The 20887-nt window shown below is 39.1% G+C and carries 20 protein-coding genes; 9 read left to right on the top strand and 11 right to left on the bottom strand.

Going from position 1 to position 20887, the window contains the following annotated elements:
* Nucleotides 1-65 precede the first annotated feature (65 nt).
* Both B9T33_RS06010 and B9T33_RS06015 read left to right on the top strand, forming a co-directional pair.
* Nucleotides 66-812, top strand: a complete 747-nt coding sequence (locus tag B9T33_RS06010; RefSeq protein WP_086178047.1) for an AzlC family ABC transporter permease — start codon at nt 66-68, stop codon at nt 810-812.
* Nucleotides 809-1108, top strand: a complete 300-nt coding sequence (locus B9T33_RS06015) for an AzlD family protein (protein ID WP_086178048.1) — start codon at nt 809-811, stop codon at nt 1106-1108. The genes B9T33_RS06010 and B9T33_RS06015 overlap by 4 nt, the downstream gene beginning before the upstream one ends.
* Nucleotides 1109-1173: 65 nt before the next feature.
* Here the strand turns inward: B9T33_RS06015 and B9T33_RS06020 are convergent, their stop codons facing one another.
* Both B9T33_RS06020 and gap read right to left on the bottom strand, forming a co-directional pair.
* The gene (locus tag B9T33_RS06020; protein ID WP_086178095.1) at nt 1174-1476 is read right to left on the bottom strand and encodes a hypothetical protein; all 303 of its coding nucleotides are present in this window, start codon (nt 1474-1476) and stop codon (nt 1174-1176) included.
* Between the two features lie 193 nt (nt 1477-1669).
* Nucleotides 1670-2698 (bottom strand): type I glyceraldehyde-3-phosphate dehydrogenase, encoded by a 1029-nt coding sequence (gene gap, locus B9T33_RS06025; RefSeq protein ID WP_086178049.1) that lies wholly within the window; start codon nt 2696-2698, stop codon nt 1670-1672.
* Nucleotides 2699-2930: 232 nt separating this feature from the next.
* Between gap and B9T33_RS06030 the strand changes: the two genes are divergently transcribed.
* From B9T33_RS06030 to csrA, 4 genes are all read left to right on the top strand, one after another.
* Nucleotides 2931-3689 carry a hypothetical protein gene (locus B9T33_RS06030; RefSeq protein WP_143223999.1) on the top strand — a complete coding sequence of 253 codons (759 nt, stop codon included), beginning with the start codon at nt 2931-2933 and terminating at the stop codon, nt 3687-3689.
* A 327-nt stretch (nt 3690-4016) separates the two neighbouring features.
* Nucleotides 4017-6710, top strand: coding sequence for an alanine--tRNA ligase (gene alaS / locus B9T33_RS06035; protein ID WP_171263586.1), 2694 nt, complete (start codon nt 4017-4019; stop codon nt 6708-6710).
* Nucleotides 6711-7060: 350 nt separating this feature from the next.
* Nucleotides 7061-8341, top strand: a complete 1281-nt coding sequence (locus tag B9T33_RS06040) for an aspartate kinase (protein ID WP_086178052.1) — start codon at nt 7061-7063, stop codon at nt 8339-8341.
* 252 nt (nt 8342-8593) lie between these two features.
* Complete coding sequence (gene csrA, locus B9T33_RS06045; protein WP_086178053.1) at nt 8594-8848, top strand: carbon storage regulator CsrA; 255 nt, start codon at nt 8594-8596, stop codon at nt 8846-8848.
* A 76-nt stretch (nt 8849-8924) separates the two neighbouring features.
* On the opposite strand, the gene rnhB is transcribed toward csrA, so the two are convergent.
* Together rnhB and B9T33_RS06055 are read right to left on the bottom strand one after the other, a co-directional pair.
* Complete coding sequence (gene rnhB / locus B9T33_RS06050; RefSeq protein WP_086178054.1) at nt 8925-9503, bottom strand: ribonuclease HII; 579 nt, start codon at nt 9501-9503, stop codon at nt 8925-8927.
* 88 nt (nt 9504-9591) lie between these two features.
* Nucleotides 9592-9981 (bottom strand): hypothetical protein, encoded by a 390-nt coding sequence (locus tag B9T33_RS06055; protein WP_086178096.1) that lies wholly within the window; start codon nt 9979-9981, stop codon nt 9592-9594.
* Nucleotides 9982-10192: 211 nt separating this feature from the next.
* On the opposite strand from B9T33_RS06055, the gene B9T33_RS06060 reads away from it, so the two are divergent.
* The gene (locus B9T33_RS06060; protein WP_086178055.1) at nt 10193-10750 is read left to right on the top strand and encodes a cytochrome b; all 558 of its coding nucleotides are present in this window, start codon (nt 10193-10195) and stop codon (nt 10748-10750) included.
* A 64-nt stretch (nt 10751-10814) separates the two neighbouring features.
* On the opposite strand, the gene B9T33_RS06065 is transcribed toward B9T33_RS06060, so the two are convergent.
* From B9T33_RS06065 to yaaA, 4 genes are all read right to left on the bottom strand, one after another.
* Nucleotides 10815-11183, bottom strand: coding sequence for a hypothetical protein (locus tag B9T33_RS06065; RefSeq protein ID WP_086178056.1), 369 nt, complete (start codon nt 11181-11183; stop codon nt 10815-10817).
* A gap of 64 nt (nt 11184-11247) precedes the next feature.
* Nucleotides 11248-12249, bottom strand: a complete 1002-nt coding sequence (locus tag B9T33_RS06070; protein ID WP_086178057.1) for an adenosine deaminase — start codon at nt 12247-12249, stop codon at nt 11248-11250.
* 80 nt (nt 12250-12329) lie between these two features.
* Nucleotides 12330-13652 carry an NCS2 family permease gene (locus B9T33_RS06075; RefSeq protein ID WP_086178058.1) on the bottom strand — a complete coding sequence of 441 codons (1323 nt, stop codon included), beginning with the start codon at nt 13650-13652 and terminating at the stop codon, nt 12330-12332.
* Between the two features lie 1002 nt (nt 13653-14654).
* The gene (gene yaaA, locus B9T33_RS06080; RefSeq protein ID WP_086178059.1) at nt 14655-15434 is read right to left on the bottom strand and encodes a peroxide stress protein YaaA; all 780 of its coding nucleotides are present in this window, start codon (nt 15432-15434) and stop codon (nt 14655-14657) included.
* Between the two features lie 124 nt (nt 15435-15558).
* Here yaaA and B9T33_RS06085 point away from each other — a divergent pair, with 124 nt between their 5' ends.
* Both B9T33_RS06085 and B9T33_RS06090 read left to right on the top strand, forming a co-directional pair.
* Nucleotides 15559-16185 (top strand): alpha/beta hydrolase, encoded by a 627-nt coding sequence (locus tag B9T33_RS06085; protein ID WP_086178060.1) that lies wholly within the window; start codon nt 15559-15561, stop codon nt 16183-16185.
* A 258-nt stretch (nt 16186-16443) separates the two neighbouring features.
* On the top strand, nt 16444-16968 hold the full coding sequence (locus B9T33_RS06090; RefSeq protein ID WP_086178061.1) for a hypothetical protein: 525 nt from the start codon (nt 16444-16446) through the stop codon (nt 16966-16968).
* A gap of 79 nt (nt 16969-17047) precedes the next feature.
* Here the strand turns inward: B9T33_RS06090 and B9T33_RS06095 are convergent, their stop codons facing one another.
* From B9T33_RS06095 to hisC, 3 genes are all read right to left on the bottom strand, one after another.
* Nucleotides 17048-17419 carry a hypothetical protein gene (locus B9T33_RS06095; RefSeq protein ID WP_086178062.1) on the bottom strand — a complete coding sequence of 124 codons (372 nt, stop codon included), beginning with the start codon at nt 17417-17419 and terminating at the stop codon, nt 17048-17050.
* Between the two features lie 110 nt (nt 17420-17529).
* Nucleotides 17530-19779 (bottom strand): bifunctional prephenate dehydrogenase/3-phosphoshikimate 1-carboxyvinyltransferase, encoded by a 2250-nt coding sequence (locus tag B9T33_RS06100; protein ID WP_086178063.1) that lies wholly within the window; start codon nt 19777-19779, stop codon nt 17530-17532.
* Between the two features lie 3 nt (nt 19780-19782).
* Nucleotides 19783-20874, bottom strand: a complete 1092-nt coding sequence (gene hisC, locus B9T33_RS06105; RefSeq protein WP_086178064.1) for a histidinol-phosphate transaminase — start codon at nt 20872-20874, stop codon at nt 19783-19785.
* Nucleotides 20875-20887: the final 13 nt, after the last annotated feature.

The raw sequence follows: 20887 nt of genomic DNA on the forward strand, positions 1-20887 counted from the left end.
GAACGCCAAATTTCATAAATTTATACATAAAATACTCATCTTGCATTTTTTCATTGGAAAACGTCATGCAGATGTTTAGAAATACCACTGCCAATACTCATGCTACTGACAATATGATTGAGTTTAAACGTGGACTAAAAACATCAATTCCAATGCTCCTTGGAATCATTCCTTTTGCTTTAGTGCTGGGGACACAAGCGACACAAAAAGGATTTTCCAGCCTCGAAGTACCGCTGCTGACAGGTCTCAATTTTGCTGGGGGTTCTGAGTTCGCCATTTTAGAAGTCTGGACCAACCCTCCCAACATTCTCATGTTGATGTTTATCACGTTTTTGGTAAATAGCCGACACATCTTAATGGGGGCCAGTTTAGTACCTTATTTACGTCATTTACCCAACAAAACAGTTTATAGCGCTTTGTTTTTTATGGTGGATGAAAGTTGGGCGATGAGTCTGGCAGATGCACAAAAAAAAGCACATCATGTTGGCTATCAACGCGCATTTAGTATGATGTTTTATGCTGGTCTATGCTTTGCACTGTATTGCATGTGGGTAGGATTTACGACATTAGGTGCTGTGATTGGCCCCATACTTGGCGACGTACATCGTTTTGGTTTTGATATGGCATTTCCAGCGGTGTTTTTAGTTTTGTTACGTGGCATGTGGAAAGGTATGAAAGCCGCTCGACCTTGGCTCATCAGTTTGCTTGCTGCAGCAATTGCCTATGTGTATTTACCTTCGGGTTGGTATGTGCCGATTGGCGCGATCAGTGGGATTATCTCCGCATTTTTCTTGATTGGAGATGAGGCATGATCAATTCAGCTACACTCATCACTATCGCCTTCATTGCCTTAACCACTTATCTCACTCGAGTATTAGGCTATATCTTGCTGAAAAATCGCACCTTGACCAACAAGCAGCGGCAAATCATGGAAGTCATCCCTGGTTGTGTATTGATTTCAGTGATTGCGCCCTATTTTGTAAAAGATAATCCAGCCGATATGATTGCCATGATGATTACCTTATTTGCGGCTTCTAAATTTTCCTTACTGCCTACAGTGGTGATAAGTATGCTCTCTGCTGCGGTTTTACGTTTAGTTTTGGTCTAACAGGTATCAATCATGCAAAAAACCCATGATCATTTAAGTTCATGGGTTTTTATTGATTCTTTAATTTAGTCCTGAGCTGGCTTTACCACTTTTGCTAATAGGTTCACTAATTCTGCATTCTGTAATTCAACTTGTTGTAATTTATGCGTCGTTTGATCGAGCACTTCTTGTTGCGTATGCATTTTCTTCGCAAGATCTTGCATAATTTCCAAGGTCTTTTTTAAGTTACCTTCTAAATGCACCACTTTCTCTTCAAGCGGCAAAGTTTCATGTGCTGTCGATTGTGAAACGTCACGATTAAATTGCAACCAAATCAGAAAGATGACTGCTAATGATAATAATAAAATGAATCCCCAAAGTAACATCAGCATCATGATCAAGACTCTTTATAAATATATTTGCTTTTATCTTAACTAAAAAATCAGTGAACACTGTGAATATTTTAATGTTTTCAATATTATTCGACCAAAACTGATGCATTTAATTTTTTAAACAGCACAATATTTTCAATCTCATAAAAAAGCACCCATTTCTAGATGCTCATTCATTTAAATTTAATCTTTAAGTCAAATGAAAGCTTTCACATAAGTCCAATAAACGATTTGCATAACCCCATTCGTTGTCATACCACGCAAAGACTTTGACTTGATTACCCACCACCATCGTTTGAGTTAAATCGACAATTAAAGAATATGGTGAATGATTAAAATCAGACGACACTAATGGTTCATCTGTGACTTGCATAATTTCAGCATAGTCATGCTGAGCAGATTTGACCAATACTTCATTGATCCGATGCACCGTTACAGGCGATTGTGCAATAAAGGTTAAATCAATTGCAGCAACATTAATGGTCGGTACTCGAATTGAATAACCATCTATCCGTCCTTCCATTTTTGGCATCACACGTTTTAATGCACCCAAAGCAGAAGAAGTCGTTGGAATAATATTATGCCCTGAAGCACGTGCACGACGTAAGTCACGGTGCGCATGATCCAATACTGCTTGATCTGCAGTTACAGCATGGATTTCAGTCATCAACGCTGTTTCTATCCCAAACGCATCGTCAATAATTTTAACTAATGGCACCAAAGCTTGTGTAGTACACGACACACTGGAAATAATTTGGTCTACTGCTTTCACGTCCTGATGATTCACACCATAGACAATTGCAGCATCCACCGTATCAAAAGGAGCTGCGCCAATAATGACACGTTTAGCGCCTGCTGTGATGTGCTGAGTCGCTGCTTCGCGTGAACGGAATAAACCCGTACATTCAAGTACAACATCTATGTTAAGTTGATGCCAAGGTAAATTTACAGGTTCCGCTTCATTTAACACTTGGACTTTTAGATGTGCTTGAGCACAAGAGATCTCTAGAAAAATAGCACCATCTTGTTCAATGATTTCGACTTGACCTGCAAAACGACCATGCGTGGTGTCGTACTTAAACAGATGAACCATTGTTTCAACATCAGCAATATCGTTAATGGCAACAATTTCAAAATGAAATTCTTTCGGATTTTCAAACCATGCACGTAAAACATTACGTCCGATTCGACCAAATCCATTAATTGCCACTTGTTGCATGCCCTTTCCTTCACATTAAAACATTGATAAAGCGCCTTTATATTAAAGGATTTCAACCATAATTCGTAATCATTAATTCTCTTAATACTTATTAAAATGGGTGTTGAGTGAAAATATTCAAAATAGCTTTTCGACTTTATAATGAAGAAAAATATTCTATAGACCAAAAATCACAATGAAGAAGCAATCACAACAAGCATTATATTTTTTCTGGCAAAAGCTTAAATCTACAATGCAAATTTACGTCTCTAGCTCACTCTTTTTTATATTTCTCATTGGTTCAACTGAAACTAAAGCTCAACTCTATCAACACTGCTCATCATCAGAGATACAAAAATTACAACGCCTATTCCCAGACAATGACAATGACAATGACAAGCAACCTGCATTTCAGGACTGCATTCAACTTCAGTATAGTCATCGGTTATTAGCCCTTTCAAGCAATGCAACTGGCGTAATTCAAGACAATGCGGGCAATTATGATCTAAAGCTTTACCTTTTAGATAAAGACACATTACAAGTACTAAAGGTTTTTAAATCACCTAAGGGCATTGTGCCTACGACACGTTTAGACAATGTTCAATTTGATCTCAACGCCTATGCAAAAGATCAGGAGTTAGTGGGTATTGCTTTAAAACAATCGCACATAGGCGGCATTAATTCATCAAAACGACTACTCAACCTTTATGCTATTCATACGGATTCAAAAATTTCAGTTGTCTTAAATGGATTGATGACCAACTATAACAGCAGCACACAAAGTGCTTGTGATGACTGGAATACTGAGGAATTTAAGCGAAGCTTACATATCAGCAATCAAACCTATAAGGGCTACCCTATTTTCCTTATTAAAGAGTCGAGCATTAACAGCCATTACAATCACCAAAACTGCAAAGCGATCGTTGAACATGACCAAGGTCGTTATCAGCTTAAATTTGATGGCAAGGAATATCCGATTCAACACATTAAAAAGAATGATCCCGACTTATAAGCTGATTCATTAACGTCTTTAAAATTTGAAAATGCGTTTAGGATTTCAGTCAAAATTCCATCATAAATTTGATCCTGAATTTATAAATAAACCAAAGTGCCGTTGAATAAAAATAGCCAAAATTTTCACAACTATAATGAAAATGAATCAATTCAAATGAATTATATAAAAAGTCATATAGTTCATTGAAAATCATTGGTCGCTACGCCTTTTTCCGTTATAATTTAGCGTTTTTAAATTTTATGTCAGCATCTCAAGCCAGCTTTAAAATTTTGTAAGACTTGCTTGATATGCTATTACCAAATCGAAATTAGGAGAGACTTGGTTGTGAGTACTCGTTTTATGACATCAGCTGAAATTCGCGAAGCTTTTTTAAGCTACTTTGAATCGCAAGGGCATACACGTGTCGCGTCGAGTTCTCTGGTACCTGCCAACGATCCAACATTATTGTTCACCAACGCAGGTATGAACCAGTTCAAAGACTGTTTCTTAGGTTTAGAAAAGCGTGACTACGTACGTGCAACATCATCACAAAAATGCGTACGTGCAGGCGGTAAACACAACGACTTAGATAACGTTGGTTATACAGCACGTCACCACACATTCTTTGAAATGTTGGGTAACTTCTCATTTGGTGATTACTTCAAACGTGATGCCATTAAATTCGCATGGGACTTTTTAACTGGCGAAGAATGGTTAGCGCTTCCTAAAGATAAACTCTATGCCACTGTTTATCATACCGATGACGAAGCTTTTGATATCTGGAACAAAGAAATTGGACTAGATGCTTCACGTATCATCCGTATTGGTGACAACAAAGGCGAAAAATACGCATCAGATAACTTCTGGGCAATGGGCGATACAGGTCCTTGCGGTCCATGTTCTGAAATTTTCTTTGACCATGGCGACCATATTTGGGGCGGCTTACCGGGCACTCCTGAAGAAGATGGCGACCGTTTCATTGAAATTTGGAACAACGTATTCATGCAGTTCAACCGTACTGCTGATGGCGTACTGCATGAACTTCCAGCACCATCTGTAGATACAGGTATGGGCTTAGAACGTATTTCAGCAGTTTTACAACATGTAAACTCAAACTACGAAATTGACCTATTCCAAAACTTATTGAAAGATGCGGCAGAAATTATCGGTTTAGATACCACTGATCTTGAAGCTGCTGCTAAAGAAGCTGGTAAGCCAGTTGAATACCCTGCTTCACTTAAAGTTGTTGCTGACCACGCGCGTTCATGTTGTTTCTTGATTGCTGACGGTGTAAACCCTTCAAATGAAGGTCGTGGTTATGTACTTCGTCGTATTATCCGTCGCGCAGTACGTCACGGTAACAAATTAGGTGCGACTGGTTCATTCTTCCATAAAATGCTTCAACCGCTAATTAACGTGATGGGTGCTGCATATCCTGAACTTGAAGCACAAAAAGCGCGTATCGAAGCACAGCTTTTGAAAGAAGAAGAACAATTCGCTAAAACTTTAGAGCAAGGTTTGAAATTGCTTGAAGGCGAATTGGCTCAACTGAAAGGTTCAGTGATTCCGGGCGAAACTGTATTTAAACTCTATGACACTTACGGCTTCCCGACTGACTTAACTGCTGATATTGCTCGTGAACGTGATTTAACCATTGATGAAGCTGGCTTTGAAGTTGAAATGGCTGCTCAACGTCAACGTGCACGTGATGCAGGTAAATTCGCTGTCGACTACAACTCAATTGTGAAAGTTGAAGGCGAAACTCAATTTGATGGCTATGACGCAACTCAAGGTCAAGGTCAAATTGTTGCGATCTATAAAGATGGCGAACAAGTTAACGAAGTATTTGAAGGCGACGAAGCACTGATCGTATTGAACCAAACTCCTTTCTATGCAGAAAGCGGTGGTCAGGTTGGTGATACAGGTCTATTCAAAAACGATACAGGTATTTTTGAAGTTCAAGATACCAAAAAATCTGGTGGCGCTTTTGTACACCAAGGTATCGTGACGATGGGTAACCTTAAAGCCGCTCAATCTGTAGAAGCGACTGTTAAAGCAGACATCCGTGATGCAACTGCACGCAACCACTCTGCGACTCACCTTCTACACGCTGCCCTTCGCCAAGTTTTGGGTGCACACGTTCAGCAAAAAGGTTCATTGGTTGCTAGCGAACTGTTACGTTTTGACTTTGCCAATGATCAACCTGTGTCATTTGAACAGCTTCAAGAAATTGAACGTATTGTCAATGCTGAAGTGATTGCCAACACAGCGGTTTCAACTGAACTTTTAGACATCGATGCTGCCAAAGAAAAAGGCGCAATGATGTTGTTCGGTGAGAAATACGGTGATGAAGTACGTGTACTTTCAATGGGTACAAGCAAAGACGATAAAAACTTCTCTATCGAACTTTGTGGTGGTATTCACGTAAAACGTACAGGTGATATCGGCCTATTCAAGATCACTTCTGAAGGTGGTGTTGCTGCGGGCGTTCGTCGTATTGAAGCGGTTACAGGTACGAAAGCGGTTGAAGCTGCTCAAAAAGCTGATCGTGACATTCACGCAATCAACGATTTGCTCAAAGCACAGAAAGATCAAACGTTAGAAAAAGTGGAAGCACTTTCTCACACTGCATCTAGCCTGCAAAAACAAATTGAACAATTGAACCAAAAATTAGCGAGCTTCCAAGCGGCTGAGCTTTTAGGTCAAGTTCAAGAGATTGCAGGTCGTCAAACTTTAATCACGACTGTGAACAATGTAGATGCGAAATCACTTCGCAACCTACATGACGGTGTGAAATCTAAGTTAGACAATGCTGTGATTGTGATTGCTGCTGTAGATGCTGACAAAGTGAGCTTGATTGCTTCAGTTGCTAAAGAATATACAGCAACTGTAAAAGCAGGTGACATCATCAAACACCTTGGTCAAGAACTGGGTGGTAAAGGTGGTGGTAAACCTGATATGGCTCAAGGTGGTGCACCATATAGCGACAAACTTGAAGCTGTAATGACTGACCTTGTTGCATGGTTAGCTGCAAAATAAGACCAAAAGTCCTATCGCTGAAGGTCTAGCGCCTTCAGCACATCAACACCATTCAGCAGTGTGTTTTTTAATGCTGGATCCTACTGAATGGATGTTGAGCGTGTAAGCGCAAACTCAAGCATCATATGGAAACTACAGTTAAATGCTGGCCTATGATGAAGATGGAGTCTAAAAGGCTGAGTTTATTTAAACTCCCTGCGGACACAAAGTATCAATTGAATTGCACCGCTGGATTACACAGCATGCTGTTCAGGAGCTACGTGGTATATTAAAACCGCACAATTATAGCGGTCTTAAAATATGTGTAAGTGCTTTAAGTCTTAGGACTTATTTACTTGGTAAGGATAGTTATGGCATTAATCGTTCAAAAATATGGCGGTACCTCAATGGGTACTCCCGAGCGCATTTTAAATGTTGCTCGTCGTGTAAAGCGTTGGCATGATCACGGTCACAAAGTTGTGGTTGTTGTATCGGCGATGAGTGGCGAAACCAATCGTCTACTTGCTTTAGCGAAAGCCATTACCGAAACCCCTGATCCACGCGAATTAGACCAAATGGTGTCTACAGGTGAACAGGTAACGATTTCTATGTTAGCAATGGCACTAAACTCTATTGGTGTTGAAGCTAAATCATTAACAGGTCGTCAAGTTGGTATTAAAACCGACAGCGCATTTACCAAAGCACGTATTGAAGCAATTGACACTGATGTCATGACTTCACATCTCGATGCAGGCCGTGTGATTGTCGTTGCTGGTTTCCAAGGCTTTGACGCTGAAGGCAATACAACTACACTTGGTCGTGGTGGTTCAGACACTTCAGGTGTTGCACTTGCTGCTGCACTTAAAGCAGATGAATGCCAAATTTACACAGATGTGGACGGTGTTTATACCACTGACCCACGTGTCGCTCCAAAAGCAAAAAAAGTTGATCGTATTTCTTTTGAAGAAATGCTTGAAATGGCATCACTTGGTTCAAAAGTACTTCAAATTCGCTCTGTCGAATTTGCAGGTAAATACCAAGTGCCTTTACGCGTATTATCAAGTTTTGATAATGACGATGATGGCGCATTCGACGAAAATTTCAAACAAAACGTCGGAACACTAATCACCACTGAAGCGGAAGACAACATGGAACAACCAATTATCTCAGGTATCGCGTTTAACCGTGACGAAGCAAAATTAACTATTTTAGGTGTTCCTGACAAACCAGGAATTGCCTCAAATATCTTGTCACCTATTGGCGATGCAAACGTTGAAGTGGATATGATTATCCAAAACGTTGAAGAAGACGGTACAACTGATTTCACGTTTACTGTAAACCGTGGTGAATTACCAAAAGCAAAAGCAATTTTAGAAGCTACTGCTCAAGAAATTGGTGCGCGTGAAGTCGCTACACGCTCTGACATCGTTAAAGTGTCAATCGTAGGTGTTGGTATGCGTTCACACGCAGGTGTTGCAAGCAAAATGTTTACTGCCCTTGCGAAAGAAGGTATCAACATTCTCATGATCTCAACCTCTGAAATTAAAATTTCAGTAATCATCGATGAAAAATACCTAGAGCTTGCTGTACGTGCTCTACACACTGCATTTGGTTTGGATCGCGAATCAGGCGAATCTAGCGTTCGCGCATAATTTAACCATGTTCTGTGTCAAAATTTGTCATTGTTAGACAGATTTTGAAAAACATCGTAAAAATACAGAGCCACTATAGTTTTTTTTATAGTGGCTCTGTTATATTAACTTTGAGGATTTTGAAAATATAATAGATTTGTATCTGCTACAACGATTGTCACAGATACGCTGTTATTATTTTTTTGCTTTTACAGGTTATGATTTTTACATAACAGATCAATTGCAGGTTTTGCATTTTGCAAGGAGATAAACATGCTGATTCTGACTCGTCGTGTCGGAGAAACATTAATGATTGGGGACCAAGTTAGCGTGACTGTACTTGGTGTAAAAGGTAATCAGGTTCGTATTGGCGTGAATGCTCCAAAAGAAGTATCTGTTCATCGTGAAGAAATCTACCAACGAATTCAACATGAACGCGCGATGCACGAACATCTCCAAAACATTGATCAAGAATATCAGCCATCGTTTGAAGAGACTGATTTTTCTCAAAACAACTTTAATCGCTAAGATTAAGTTTGTTTGAAAATAAAGCGGCTGATTAGGCCGCTTTAAATTTTTGGGGGACTTTAATTGTCTCAGCGCTTTAGTTTAAACCCTGCGCTTCTAAAACTTTACGTACGGGTCCAAAACTACGTCGATGTTCATCTATCACACCAAATTCAGCAATAGCTTCAAAATGCGCCTTGGTTGGGTAGCCTTTATGCTTAGCAAAACCGTATTGCGGATATTTTTGATCAAGCTCCACCATTTCATGGTCACGTGTCACTTTCGCTAAAATACTTGCTGCGGAAATTTCTGGATGGATTGCATCACCCCCCACGACCGCATCACAGCTCATGCTTAAGCCTTGTGGTACTTTATTGCCATCTACCAACAAATGGTCAGGCTGAATATTTAATTTCTCTACGGCACGGCGCATTGCCAGTAACGATGCTTGTAGAATATTAATTTCATCAATTTCTTGCGCCGAACTTTCAGCAATCGCCCAAGCTAAGGCTTTTTCTTTAATTTCAATGAATAACTTTTCACGTTTTTTTTCAGTTAACTTTTTAGAATCGTTCAATCCTTCAATTGGATTTTCTGGATCTAATATCACTGCCGCCGCAACCACAGAACCAACCAATGGACCACGACCAGCTTCATCTGCGCCCGCAATTTTCATCTTCACTTCTCTCTAACCATAAAAAACGATCCTTAATGGACTCAAAAATTGATTTATTGAGTTTTAAGGATCGTATTAAACATTTATCTTATTTTTTGAATGTTTCAACTACACATGCATTTAAAGTATTCGTTACGATTTTAGCAGCCAAATTTGCTTGTGACGTTTTATCCATCGCAGCAACAACAAGATCAGTTGCAGTTACGCTTGTCGTCGCTTTTTCACCAACACATGAACATACTTCAGTTTGAAGTTCAGATTTCTGAGTTTCAGTTAAAAGTTTTGAACCTGTTTTCCAGTAAGTGTTGTTATTTAACTCAGTTACACATTTCGCTTGAACACCTACTTTAACTGCCATCATTGCTAAGCTATTTGCCGATGTTGCAGCAGTAGTTGTACCTGTACCCGTAGTACCTGTAGCAGCACATGCAGTAAGAACTAATGTAAGAGGTGCAAGTACAGCAACTAATTTTTTCACAGATAAATCCTTTGTTATGTTAATAAACATGTGTATTGTGCCCCAATTGGCACCTTTCAAGATATGCATATTTTAAATGAATTTCGGTAAATGTGCAGTTATTCATCAGACCAGTTGTTGCATATTTTCAACACTGTGTCTCATATTCATACTTCGTGTTTGCCACCCACTTGATTTAAAATATTGGGAACTAAAATGCAGCTCATTCCCCATGAAAAACAATTCCACCTACTACACACGTACCGCTCAGTTACTCCATTGGATTATGGCGCTGATCTTTATTGCAGCTTGGATTATCGGGTTTTATAGTGGAAATTTTCTAAGCTATGATGTCGATGGCAGTTTTAAAGGACAAGTCATTACCCTACATAAAAATATTGCGACTACGATTATCTTTTTGGTCGTGATTCGAATTTTCTGGCGATACACCCACCCTGCACCAGAGCTGCCTGCGACGATGTCGCCACTGATGAAAAAATTGGCACATTTAGGTCATTTAGCACTGTATATGGTTTTACTGGCATTACCGATTACAGGCTGTTTATTTAGCTGGAGTGCTGGCCACCCTGCACCAGTCTTGTATTTGTTTGAGATTCCACGTTTAGTCCAAGATAACCCAGAACTTTTAAGCATCGTTAAACCACTTCATATTTGGATTTCATGGGCAGCGGGTTTATTGTTAGTTGGCCATATTCTTGCAGCACTTAAACATCATTTTATTGATAAAGATCATGTACTCAAAAGCATGACCAGACAGCCTAAAAGCTAATGTAATTTTAAATTTGCGACACAATAAAAAAGCCACTTCATGTGGCTTTTATGTTATGCATCATTTAGCTCAAAGCTTGTTGAGCACAACCACGTAAGCTATTCAGTACTGCTTTAGAAATTAATTTATTTTTTTCAGTCTCATTCATTGCTGCTGTCATTAAGTCTTTAGCGCTCATGTCATCCATTGCATGATTACTCACACATTCACAAATGGCCGTTTGGTTATCCTTTTTTTGCTGCGCATTCATAAACATCGCAGCCCCTTTCCACACTTTTGAAGCATTCAGCTCTTGCCCACATTGATATTCAATCACAGGCTTCAACATTTTTTGGCTTAAACTTTGTGATTTATCCGCCATTGCAGTTGATGTAAAACAAAGAAATGACATTGCTAAGACTAAGATTACAGCATGAGAACAACTAAATTTCATGGTATTTACTTCAAAAAGAAAAAAGGCAGTGATAAATCACTGCCTAGACATTATATGCCGTTTATTAATTCAATGCCTTGATCTTTTCTACCCACTTATTTTTTTCAGCATCATCAATAAATGAGGCTTCAAATGAGTTGATAGCAAGTTGTTTTAATTCAGCATTGTTTAAATCTAATGCTTCTGCAATTGCGATGAAATTGTCATTCATATACCCGCCAAAATATGATGGATCATCTGAATTGACAGTAACATGCACGCCCTGTTGCAGCAGACGTTTGATATTGTGATCTACCATATCATTGACCACACAAAGCTTCAAATTACTCAGTGGACAAACCGTCAACGGCATTTTTTCAGCAATTAAACGCTGCATTAGTGCAGAATCCTCTTCAGAACGTACGCCATGGTCAACACGGTTCACTTTGAGTAAATCGAGTGCTTCCCACACATATTCTGCTGGCCCTTCTTCTCCTGCATGCGCGACAATCAAGAAGCCTTCTTCACGCGCCTTTGCAAATACGCGTTCAAATTTAGCAGGTGGATGACCGACTTCACTCGAATCTAAACCTACACCAATAATTTGATCTTTATAAGGTAGCGCTTGCTCTAATGTTGCAAATGCAGCTTCTTCAGATAAGTGTCGCAGGAAACACATGATGAGATGCGATGTAATACTAAATTTAGCTTTGGCATCATCACATGCACGTTGCAAACCATTGATCACTGTTTCGAATGAAATACCACGATCTGTATGCGTTTGAGGATCAAAGAACATCTCAGTATGAACAACATTGTCTGCTGCACATTTTTCAAAATATGCCATCGCCAGATCATAAAAATCTTGTTCCACAATCAGTACATTTGCACCTGCATAATAAATATCTAGAAATGATTGTAAATTGTGGAAGTTATAAGCTTGTTTGACTTCTTCAACCGATTTGTAGGGAATTTCAATGTGGTTACGCTGTGCAATCGCAAACATTAATTCAGGCTCAAATGTCCCTTCAATATGCACATGCAATTCAGCTTTTGGCATGGATTGTATTAATTCAATAGAGTTCATAGCATATCCTCGTTCTATTTAAGTTCAGAAAATAAAAAAGGGTGTAAACAACGTTTACACCCTTGATGGCTTAGGGTGAATTAACCACCAAACATCGCAAATTTAAGTGTCCAAAGCGCTGCAATAATCCATACCATATACGGTACAGTTGCTGCTTTGCCAGTGAACAATTTCACTAGTGCATAACTAATGAAGCCCATTGCGATACCGTCTGCAATTGAGTACGTAAACGGCATAAATGTAATGGTTAAGAATGCAGGAACAGCTTCTGTAATATCATCCCATTCAATGTGAACGATACCTTGAATCATCAATACACCAACAAATAGCAAAGCTGGTGCAGTTGCAAAACCAGGTACAGATTGTGCCAATGGCGCCAAGAATAAGCAAAGCAAGAATAGAACAGCAACTACGACTGCGGTTAAACCTGTACGACCACCTGCTGCAACACCCGCAGAAGATTCAATATAAGGTGTCGTTGAAGAAGTACCGAGTGCTGCACCCGCTACAATTGCAGATGAGTCAGCAAAAAGTGCCTTTTTCAAACGAGGTAATTTACCATCTTTCAACAAACCTGCACGGTGTGACACACCAACCAAGGTACCAGTTGAGTCAAACAAGTCGACCAAGAAGAAAACGAAAATTACACCAACAAGGCTTGCTTCAAATAGGCCAGAAAAATCCATTTGTAAGAAAGTGGGTGCAATTGAAGGAATTTCACCGACTACACCTTGGAATTCATTAAAACCAAGCATGGTCGCAATCGCTGTAATTGCAAGGATACTGATGATGATTGAACCACGAACTTTAAACTGATGCATAATCACAATCAGGAAAAAGCCCAACAATGCAAGCAACGCAGGCGGCTGACTTAAGTCACCCAAACCGACTAGAGTGGCATCATTTTTAACAATGATTCCGGCATTTTTCAACGCAACAAGTGCAAGGAATAAACCGATACCACCACCAATTGCTAGTTTAAGTGACATTGGAATCGCATTGACAATCGCTTCTCGTATTTTAAACATACTGATTGCGATAAAAATAAGACCCGACACAAATACTGCTGCTAAAGCCGTTTGCCATGGCACATTCATACCTAAGCACACAGAATAGGTAAAGTAAGCATTTAGCCCCATACCCGGTGCAAGTGCAATTGGATAGTTAGCCACTAAACCCATAACTAAACAGCCAATTGCAGCTGCAAGACACGTTGCGACAAAGACAGCTCCATGATCCATACCCGTTGAGGATAAAATCATTGGATTGACAATAATGATGTAGCACATTGTTAAGAATGTCGTTACACCTGCGATCACTTCTGTTTTAAACGTTGTTTTGTTTTCACTGAGTTTAAACAAACGTTCAAGCACATTTTCTGAAGATGGATTAGGAGTCGTCATGACCTAGCCCCTATTAAGTAAACTTGATGCCTTTTAGCATTCCACAAAATTAATTATGATCATGAATCATCACTAATTTTGTGAATGACCTAGCAATGTACATGCCAGTTTGGCTGATTAAGGGTTTAAAATAATCCTAATTTCAAGCGTTTACACTTATGCTATAGCTTGAATTTGCAAACAAAAAAGCTGCATAACTTTATGCAGCCTTCCCTGTTTCACCTGACCAAGCATTTAATTTCAATAAATTTTGACCAAGATATTTTAAGTGGAAAATTATAACACATTGATTTTCTAATGTTTCCATATTTTCAATTGTTTTAAAATTAGTAAATTTAAGATATTGTTTTTTTTATAAAGATTCAAAATATTATATTTTAAAATAATCTATCAGTACATCTTTAGCATCATTAAAGGTCAAAAGGCAAACTAGCATTTATGCCTAAGTTACCTTTAGTTCAATTTTTGATTAAACAACTGATTGAACTCTTGCTGACGTTTAAGCTCAGTCGACTTGTAGACAGAAAATCCTAGAAACACAATGCTCAAAATAAAAATAGGTATTAGAATTTTTTTCATAACTATATTCATTGTTTGAAAGACTTTTAATTATTATAACAAAACAGAAATACAACATGAGACTTAAATCACATTTACTTTGATTTTCAATTCACTTTGGCTTGTTTTATGTATAAATACCGTTACATTTGTAACCAACTTGAATATTTATTCAAAAAAATCAATGTACTAAACAATTTCCAAATCAGTTATATCATTTTATCTAATGTGTAATTATTTATTTTTAACAGATATTTAATAAAATATTTGCTGCCTTAGACCATTTAAAATTTGAGTAACAGATCAAAAATGCGTTTTTCTTTTCAGTTTTACCTGAAATATATGTACACATTCACCACTCCACTCGATCATGTTCTTATTAAGCAGAAAATGCAGAAAATAAGCCGTGATATAAATCACGGCTATACATATTCATGTAAAAAATTAAGCGGCTTGCTCATCACGCTTAAACACTAACTCACCTTTCAAGCTACTGTCTGCATCGAAATAATAACCATCGGTATTAAATGATTTAATATCTTCAATTTTTTCGATTTTATTTTCTAGCAAGTAGCGCGCCATAAGACCACGCGCTTTTTTTGCATAAAAACTAATGACTTTATATTTGCCATTTTTTTGATCTAGGAACACGGGCTTAATGATTTCAGCTTTAACTTTCGATTCTTTGACAGACTTATAGTATTCGTCTGAGGCAATGTTCACTAACAATTCCGAACCTGCTTGCTCAAGGTCAGTATTGATGAGATTGGTGATGGTATTATCCCAAAACTCATAAAGGTTATGACCACGTGGATTTTGCAGTTTTGTGCCCATTTCTAAACGATATGGCATCATCAAATCTAAAGGACGCAGTAAACCATAAAGACCTGAAAGCATACGTAAATGCTTTTCTGCATATTGAATATCGTTGGCTGCCAAATTGTATGCATCTAAACCCGTGTATACATCCCCTTTAAATGCAAAAATGGCTTGTCGCGCATTCGAAAAGTCGAATTCAGGTTGCCAATCTCTGAAACGTTCAACATTTAGCGTCGCTATTTTCTCACTCACACTCATTAAGTTTGCCACCTCAGATGCAGACAATTTACGTGCAACTTTGATCAATTCTTGTGAATGATCTAATAAACGTGGTTGGGTAAATATTTCTGTTGGAAGCGCAGTTGTGTAATCCAATGTTTTGGCTGGAGAAATTAAAGCGAGCATAAACAACCTGTTTAAATTTTAATTAAACAGACTATAACAGTTGGTTAATTTCAAAGCCAATCTGTGTTTTTGATAAGGTTAATCTGTAAACTATCATCTCTCCCGCTTTCACAATTTAGTCATTATGTCTGAACAAATGTTCCTTCAAGGGCCTGCTGGTCAAATTGAAATTTTTGTTGATTATCCACAGGGTGAAGTGAAAGGATTCGCGGTAGTTACACACCCTCATCCATTACAAGGTGGCACACCACAGCATAAAGTCCCTGTACTTTTAGCGCAAATGTTCTTAGAACGTGGTTATGTTGTCTATCGTCCAAGTTTTCGTGGTTCTGGTCAAAGCTCAGGAATGCATGACGAAGGTAATGGTGAAACTCAAGATACGATGCAAGTTATTCAATACGCTCGTAGCCAACACCCTAATTTGCCATTTTACGCAGGTGGATTTAGCTTTGGTGCGAATGTAATGACAAAATGTTATGCCTTATTGCCTGTTGAGTTACAGCCGGTACAGACTATTTTATGTGGTTTACCAACGACAACTGTTGCAGGTGTTCGTCACTATGTGACCCCGCATATCAAGGGTGATATTTTATTTATTCATGGCGAAGAAGATAATGTAACGCTTTTATCAGATCTAATTCAGTGGGCAAAACCTCAGCGCCATTTAATTACCGTCTTACCGGGTGCAAACCACTTCTTTACGGGTTATTTAAAACAATTACGAATCGCGATTTCGCGCTTTTTGGTTTAGCCAAATTTCTGAATTGCCGAAATACAATCAAAAAGTCAGCACTGCTGGCTTTTTTTATGCACATTTTAAATTTTAAGTATTGGCTTTTGTATTCATCAAAAAAAATCAGATCTAACTTATTCATAAGCTTTCGATCGTTCAGCTTTAAAGCAAATTTAATTCAATATATTCACTAAATTTATAAATAAAGTATTGTTCTAAATAAAAATATTCCTTAAATTACAAAAAAATAGTTAATAATAATTTTGCTAGGGAAACATGAAACTTATTATCGCCCTTATTGCCAGTACAGTCATTGCACTGTTGGTTTATCACTTCAATTCAGGTACTAAAACGCCTGCAGACATGCCAGCATCTACAGTCATATCGGAAAGTGGCCCCACAGCCTATCTCACTGCTTCTTATAAAATGAATATTCAAGGTCGTGATTTTAACTTGAAAATGGTCTATGACTTTCCAAACAGCCAAGTCTGCCAAGCACAGCTCCATAGCACAAACACCACCAGTATGATTTCAACATTTAAACAACGTTGTGAAAATGATTCGACTTGTCAGGCAGCACAAATATCCTCTTGCTCATCATTCGCTGATCAAAAATATAAAGATATGTTGAATAAAAATTATCATGACAATCGCTATATTTATTTAAGCGATGCCAAAGTACCGAATCAACATGGAGTGATTGTATTTTGGGGTCTCAATGACCAAGAATCTATCATGATGTGTGACTATGTCAAAAAGAACAATCGAAGCATCAACCCAATCAACATTGAATGTTTATAAGGATAAGCCTCTCAACAGGAAATTTATAAAGCATAAAAAGCAGCCAAGGCTGCTTTCTTTAATTCATGATTAAATTTAATTATTTAGAAATAGTTTTCCATTGAAATTCGCTATAAGCTTCTTCTTCTTTTAAGGTATTTTCTACAGCTTGCGCCAACTGATTCAATAAGCTTTGCTCAGTAATACGATCTAACCAGTCTTGGTCTTCATCGGGATATGAGGTAATTTCACACACCAAACGACCTGACTCATCTTGCCCCTGACACATCACGGACAATGGTAATTCATGATTATCCACACTCACTGCAACTTGATCTCCACTTTGCGATAAGGTTTGGAAACCGTATTTTTCAAGCTTGCCTGCCAACAACTCCACAACCTGCGTTTGTGTATCTAGCTTGCCCATCGGTCCGTCTTTATCGCTGTTTGCAGTGAATTGTAATTTTCTCATGTGTCCATCCAAAAGGCATTCTTGTTGTATGGTTTTAGCATAAGCAATTAAAACAAAACAGCCAAGCTTTTGCTTGGCTGTTGTCTAACAAATATACAATATTAGACTAATTACTCAGTCACTTGAATGGCTAAGCCTGCTTCATTTGCAAGTTCAGTAAAGGTTGGGAAACTTGTCGCCACTGTTTCTGTACCCACAATTTTAATCTCGCCCGAAGTACGTAAACCTGCCATTGAGAAGCTCATTGCAATACGATGATCGTGATGTGATTCGATTTCACCACCTGTGAAGATAGTGTCCCATTCACCTGCTTTGCCTTTACCTTCAATGATGATGCCATCATCTGTAGGTGTGCAGTCAATGCCCATGGTTTTCATACCATCTGCCATTACTTGAATACGGTCTGATTCTTTCACACGTAGCTCTGCAGCACCTGTTAAAATCGTTTGACCTTCTGCACAAGCAGCGGCAATAAACAATGCTGGAAATTCATCAATTGCTAAGGGCACTTGATCTTCTGGCATATGAATGCCTTTTAAAGTACGTGAACCACGAATACGAATGTCTGCAATTGGTTCTCCACCTGCAATACGCTCATTCTCAACGCTGAGGTCAGCACCCATTTGTTTTAAAATTTCAATCACACCGGTACGCGTCGGGTTAATGCCGACCGCTTCAAGCGTAACGTCTGAACCTTCAGTAATTGCAGCGCCAACCATAAAGAATGCCGCAGATGAAATGTCAGATGGTACTTGGATTTCAGTAGCAACGAGCTTTCCGCCACCTTGAAGTGAAATACGATTACCTTCTGTTTTCACGTCATAACCGAAAGCACGAAGCATACGTTCTGAATGATCTCGTGTCGGTTCGGGTTCAGTGATAACTGTTTCACCGTCCGCCCACAGACCTGCCAATAAAATGCCAGATTTTACTTGTGCAGATGCCATTGGTAAGTCGTAGTGAATACCTTTTAAATTTTGACTTCCAGAAATAGACACTGGTGGCGTACCACGTTCACCTGTAGTCTGAATTTGTGCACCCATTTCACGTAAAGGTTTTGCAATACGTTCCATAGGACGTTTAGACAGTGATGCATCTCCAGTCATCACAGAATCAAATTTCTGCGCAGATAACATGCCTGAAAGTAAACGCATTGATGTACCTGAGTTACCCATATACAAAGCGCTTGCAGGAGCTTTTAAGCCATTCATGCCAACACCGTGAATGGTGACTTCACCATTTTTTGGACCTTCAATGCTTACGCCCATATCACGAAAAGCTTGCAATGTTGCTAATGCATCTTCACCTTCAAGAAAACCTGTTACATGGGTTGTCCCTTCCGCAATAGCACCAAACATGATGGAACGATGTGACACAGATTTATCACCTGGCACAGTAAATTTACCTTGGAATTGTTTTGCGCCCGGTAAAATTGTGAATTGCTGTGTCGTCACTTTATTTTTCTCCATCAGTGGTCTCTTTGCGAGCATATGATTGAAATGTTGGCGTGCAGCTTGTGCATGTCCTAACAAGCCCATCAATGCCTGTGAATTTTCATCTTCAATCAGCTTACGAAGAATGGCCAATTGTTTTTCAAAGCCATCCACCGCATTTAAAATTGCCTTTTTATTGGCGAAAAAGATGTCATGCCACATATGTGGGTCGCTTGCAGCAATGCGTGAGAAATCACGAAAACCGCCAGCGGCATAACGGAAAATATCTAAATTGTCTTCTCGGTTCGCGAGTTGCTCAACCAAGTTAAATGCCATTAAATGCGGAAGATGACTGGTATGGGCCAACACTTCATCGTGTTTTTCCACATCCATGCAAATGACTTCCGCTTTGGCAGCTTGCCACAATTGAATCAGTTTCTCTACCGCCCAGTCTGCACTGCTTGGTAAAGGCGTCAAAATCACTTTGTGATTGGCAAATAAATCAACTTTACCTGCATGCACGCCAGTCAATTCAGCGCCTGCAATCGGATGCCCCGGAACGAAACCAGCTGGAAGGTTTTCACCATAAACCGCTTTGGCTGCTGCAACAACGTTACCCTTAGTGCTGCCCACATCTGTAATGATGGTTTTTTCAGTAACAAAAGGTTGAATCGCCTCAAGTACTTTTTGGGTTGCACGTACAGGCAAAGCCAGCACAACAAGATCAGCACCTTTAACCGCTTCAGCAGGATCACTATAACCCTGTTGAATTAGACCCAGTGCTTTAGCATCTTCCAACGTTTTTTGTGAGCGTGTAGACGCCACAATTTCTTTCGCTAAACCTTGAGCAATCATGACACGCGCTAAACTTGAGCCAATTAGCCCAAGACCAATAAACGCAACTTTTTCAAATAGTGGCACAGACATAACTTACGCTTTTGCCTCTAGGCCCAATACTTTAGCCAGAGCAGCTAAAAATTTTGCGTTTTCAGCTTCAGTACCAATCGATACACGAAGATGTTCAGCAATACCCACTGGACGCACAATCACACCTTCTTTCAACAACGCATTAAAAGTTTGCGCAGGATCAGCTTTCACATTGACCAAAATAAAGTTCGCACGTGAAGGGACATATTCCAAACCTAGAGCATTAAAACCTGCTTCTAGCTGTGCCATACCTGCTTTATTGACTACACGAGACTTTTCAATAAATGCTTCATCTTTCAATGCAGCAACGGCAGCCACCATCGCTAAATGGTTGACATTGAATGGTTGACGAATACGGTTTAAGAAATCTGTCACTTCAACTGAAGCCAAAGCGAAACCCACACGAAGTGCAGCTAAGCCATAACACTTCGACATAGTACGGCTAACAATTAGGTTTGCGTATTGATCTAAGAATTTTAAGCTATTGAAGTTTTCAGGGAAATATTCCACATAAGCTTCATCAAGTACCACAATCACATTGCTTGGTACTTTTTGCATGAAAGCCTCAAATTCAGCTTCTTCAAACCAAGTCCCTGTTGGATTGTTTGGATTGGCAATAAAGATTAATTTTGTATTGTCTTTAACAGCCGCTGCCATCGCATCTAGGTCATGAGAGAAACCTTTTGCAGGCACTTCAATCGCTTCAGCATTAATCGCTTGAGTCACCAGACCATACACTGCAAATGCGTGTTGGCTATACACAACTGAATCTTGCCCTGAGACAAAAGCACGAGCAAAAATTTCTAGAAGATCGTTTGAACCATTACCCAACGTAATACGGTCATGTGCAATGCCAAATTGTTTTTCAACTTGGTCTTTTAAAATAAAACCACCGCCATCAGGATATCGACCAATTTCTGCAAGTTCAGCAGCAACCGCTTCTTTCACTTTGTCAGAACAACCCAAAGGGTTTTCGTTCGAAGCAAGTTTAACGATATCAGTAATCCCCAACTCACGCTCAAGTTCACTGATGGGTTTACCAGGTTGATAAGGCTTTAACTTTGCAATGCCTTCATTGGCTGGGACAAACGTCATTTTACACTTCCAG

This window comes from Acinetobacter sp. ANC 5054 (assembly GCF_002135295.1).
Taxonomy (GTDB): domain Bacteria; phylum Pseudomonadota; class Gammaproteobacteria; order Pseudomonadales; family Moraxellaceae; genus Acinetobacter.

Bases quoted from the DNA above. Each gene is read 5' to 3' on its own strand.
- B9T33_RS06010 (WP_086178047.1), top strand. From the start codon at position 66: ATGCAGATGTTTAGAAATACCACTGCCAATACTCATGCTACTGACAAT.
- B9T33_RS06015 (WP_086178048.1), top strand. From the start codon at position 809: ATGATCAATTCAGCTACACTCATCACTATCGCCTTCATTGCCTTAACC.
- gap (WP_086178049.1), bottom strand. From the start codon at position 2,698: ATGCAACAAGTGGCAATTAATGGATTTGGTCGAATCGGACGTAATGTT.
- B9T33_RS06030 (WP_143223999.1), top strand. From the start codon at position 2,931: ATGCAAATTTACGTCTCTAGCTCACTCTTTTTTATATTTCTCATTGGT.
- B9T33_RS06040 (WP_086178052.1), top strand. From the start codon at position 7,061: ATGGCATTAATCGTTCAAAAATATGGCGGTACCTCAATGGGTACTCCC.
- csrA (WP_086178053.1), top strand. From the start codon at position 8,594: ATGCTGATTCTGACTCGTCGTGTCGGAGAAACATTAATGATTGGGGAC.
- rnhB (WP_086178054.1), bottom strand. From the start codon at position 9,503: ATGAAAATTGCGGGCGCAGATGAAGCTGGTCGTGGTCCATTGGTTGGT.
- B9T33_RS06060 (WP_086178055.1), top strand. From the start codon at position 10,193: ATGAAAAACAATTCCACCTACTACACACGTACCGCTCAGTTACTCCAT.
- B9T33_RS06065 (WP_086178056.1), bottom strand. From the start codon at position 11,183: ATGAAATTTAGTTGTTCTCATGCTGTAATCTTAGTCTTAGCAATGTCA.
- B9T33_RS06070 (WP_086178057.1), bottom strand. From the start codon at position 12,249: ATGAACTCTATTGAATTAATACAATCCATGCCAAAAGCTGAATTGCAT.
- B9T33_RS06075 (WP_086178058.1), bottom strand. From the start codon at position 13,652: ATGACGACTCCTAATCCATCTTCAGAAAATGTGCTTGAACGTTTGTTT.
- yaaA (WP_086178059.1), bottom strand. From the start codon at position 15,434: ATGCTCGCTTTAATTTCTCCAGCCAAAACATTGGATTACACAACTGCG.
- B9T33_RS06085 (WP_086178060.1), top strand. From the start codon at position 15,559: ATGTCTGAACAAATGTTCCTTCAAGGGCCTGCTGGTCAAATTGAAATT.
- B9T33_RS06090 (WP_086178061.1), top strand. From the start codon at position 16,444: ATGAAACTTATTATCGCCCTTATTGCCAGTACAGTCATTGCACTGTTG.
- B9T33_RS06095 (WP_086178062.1), bottom strand. From the start codon at position 17,419: ATGAGAAAATTACAATTCACTGCAAACAGCGATAAAGACGGACCGATG.
- B9T33_RS06100 (WP_086178063.1), bottom strand. From the start codon at position 19,779: ATGTCTGTGCCACTATTTGAAAAAGTTGCGTTTATTGGTCTTGGGCTA.
- hisC (WP_086178064.1), bottom strand. From the start codon at position 20,874: ATGACGTTTGTCCCAGCCAATGAAGGCATTGCAAAGTTAAAGCCTTAT.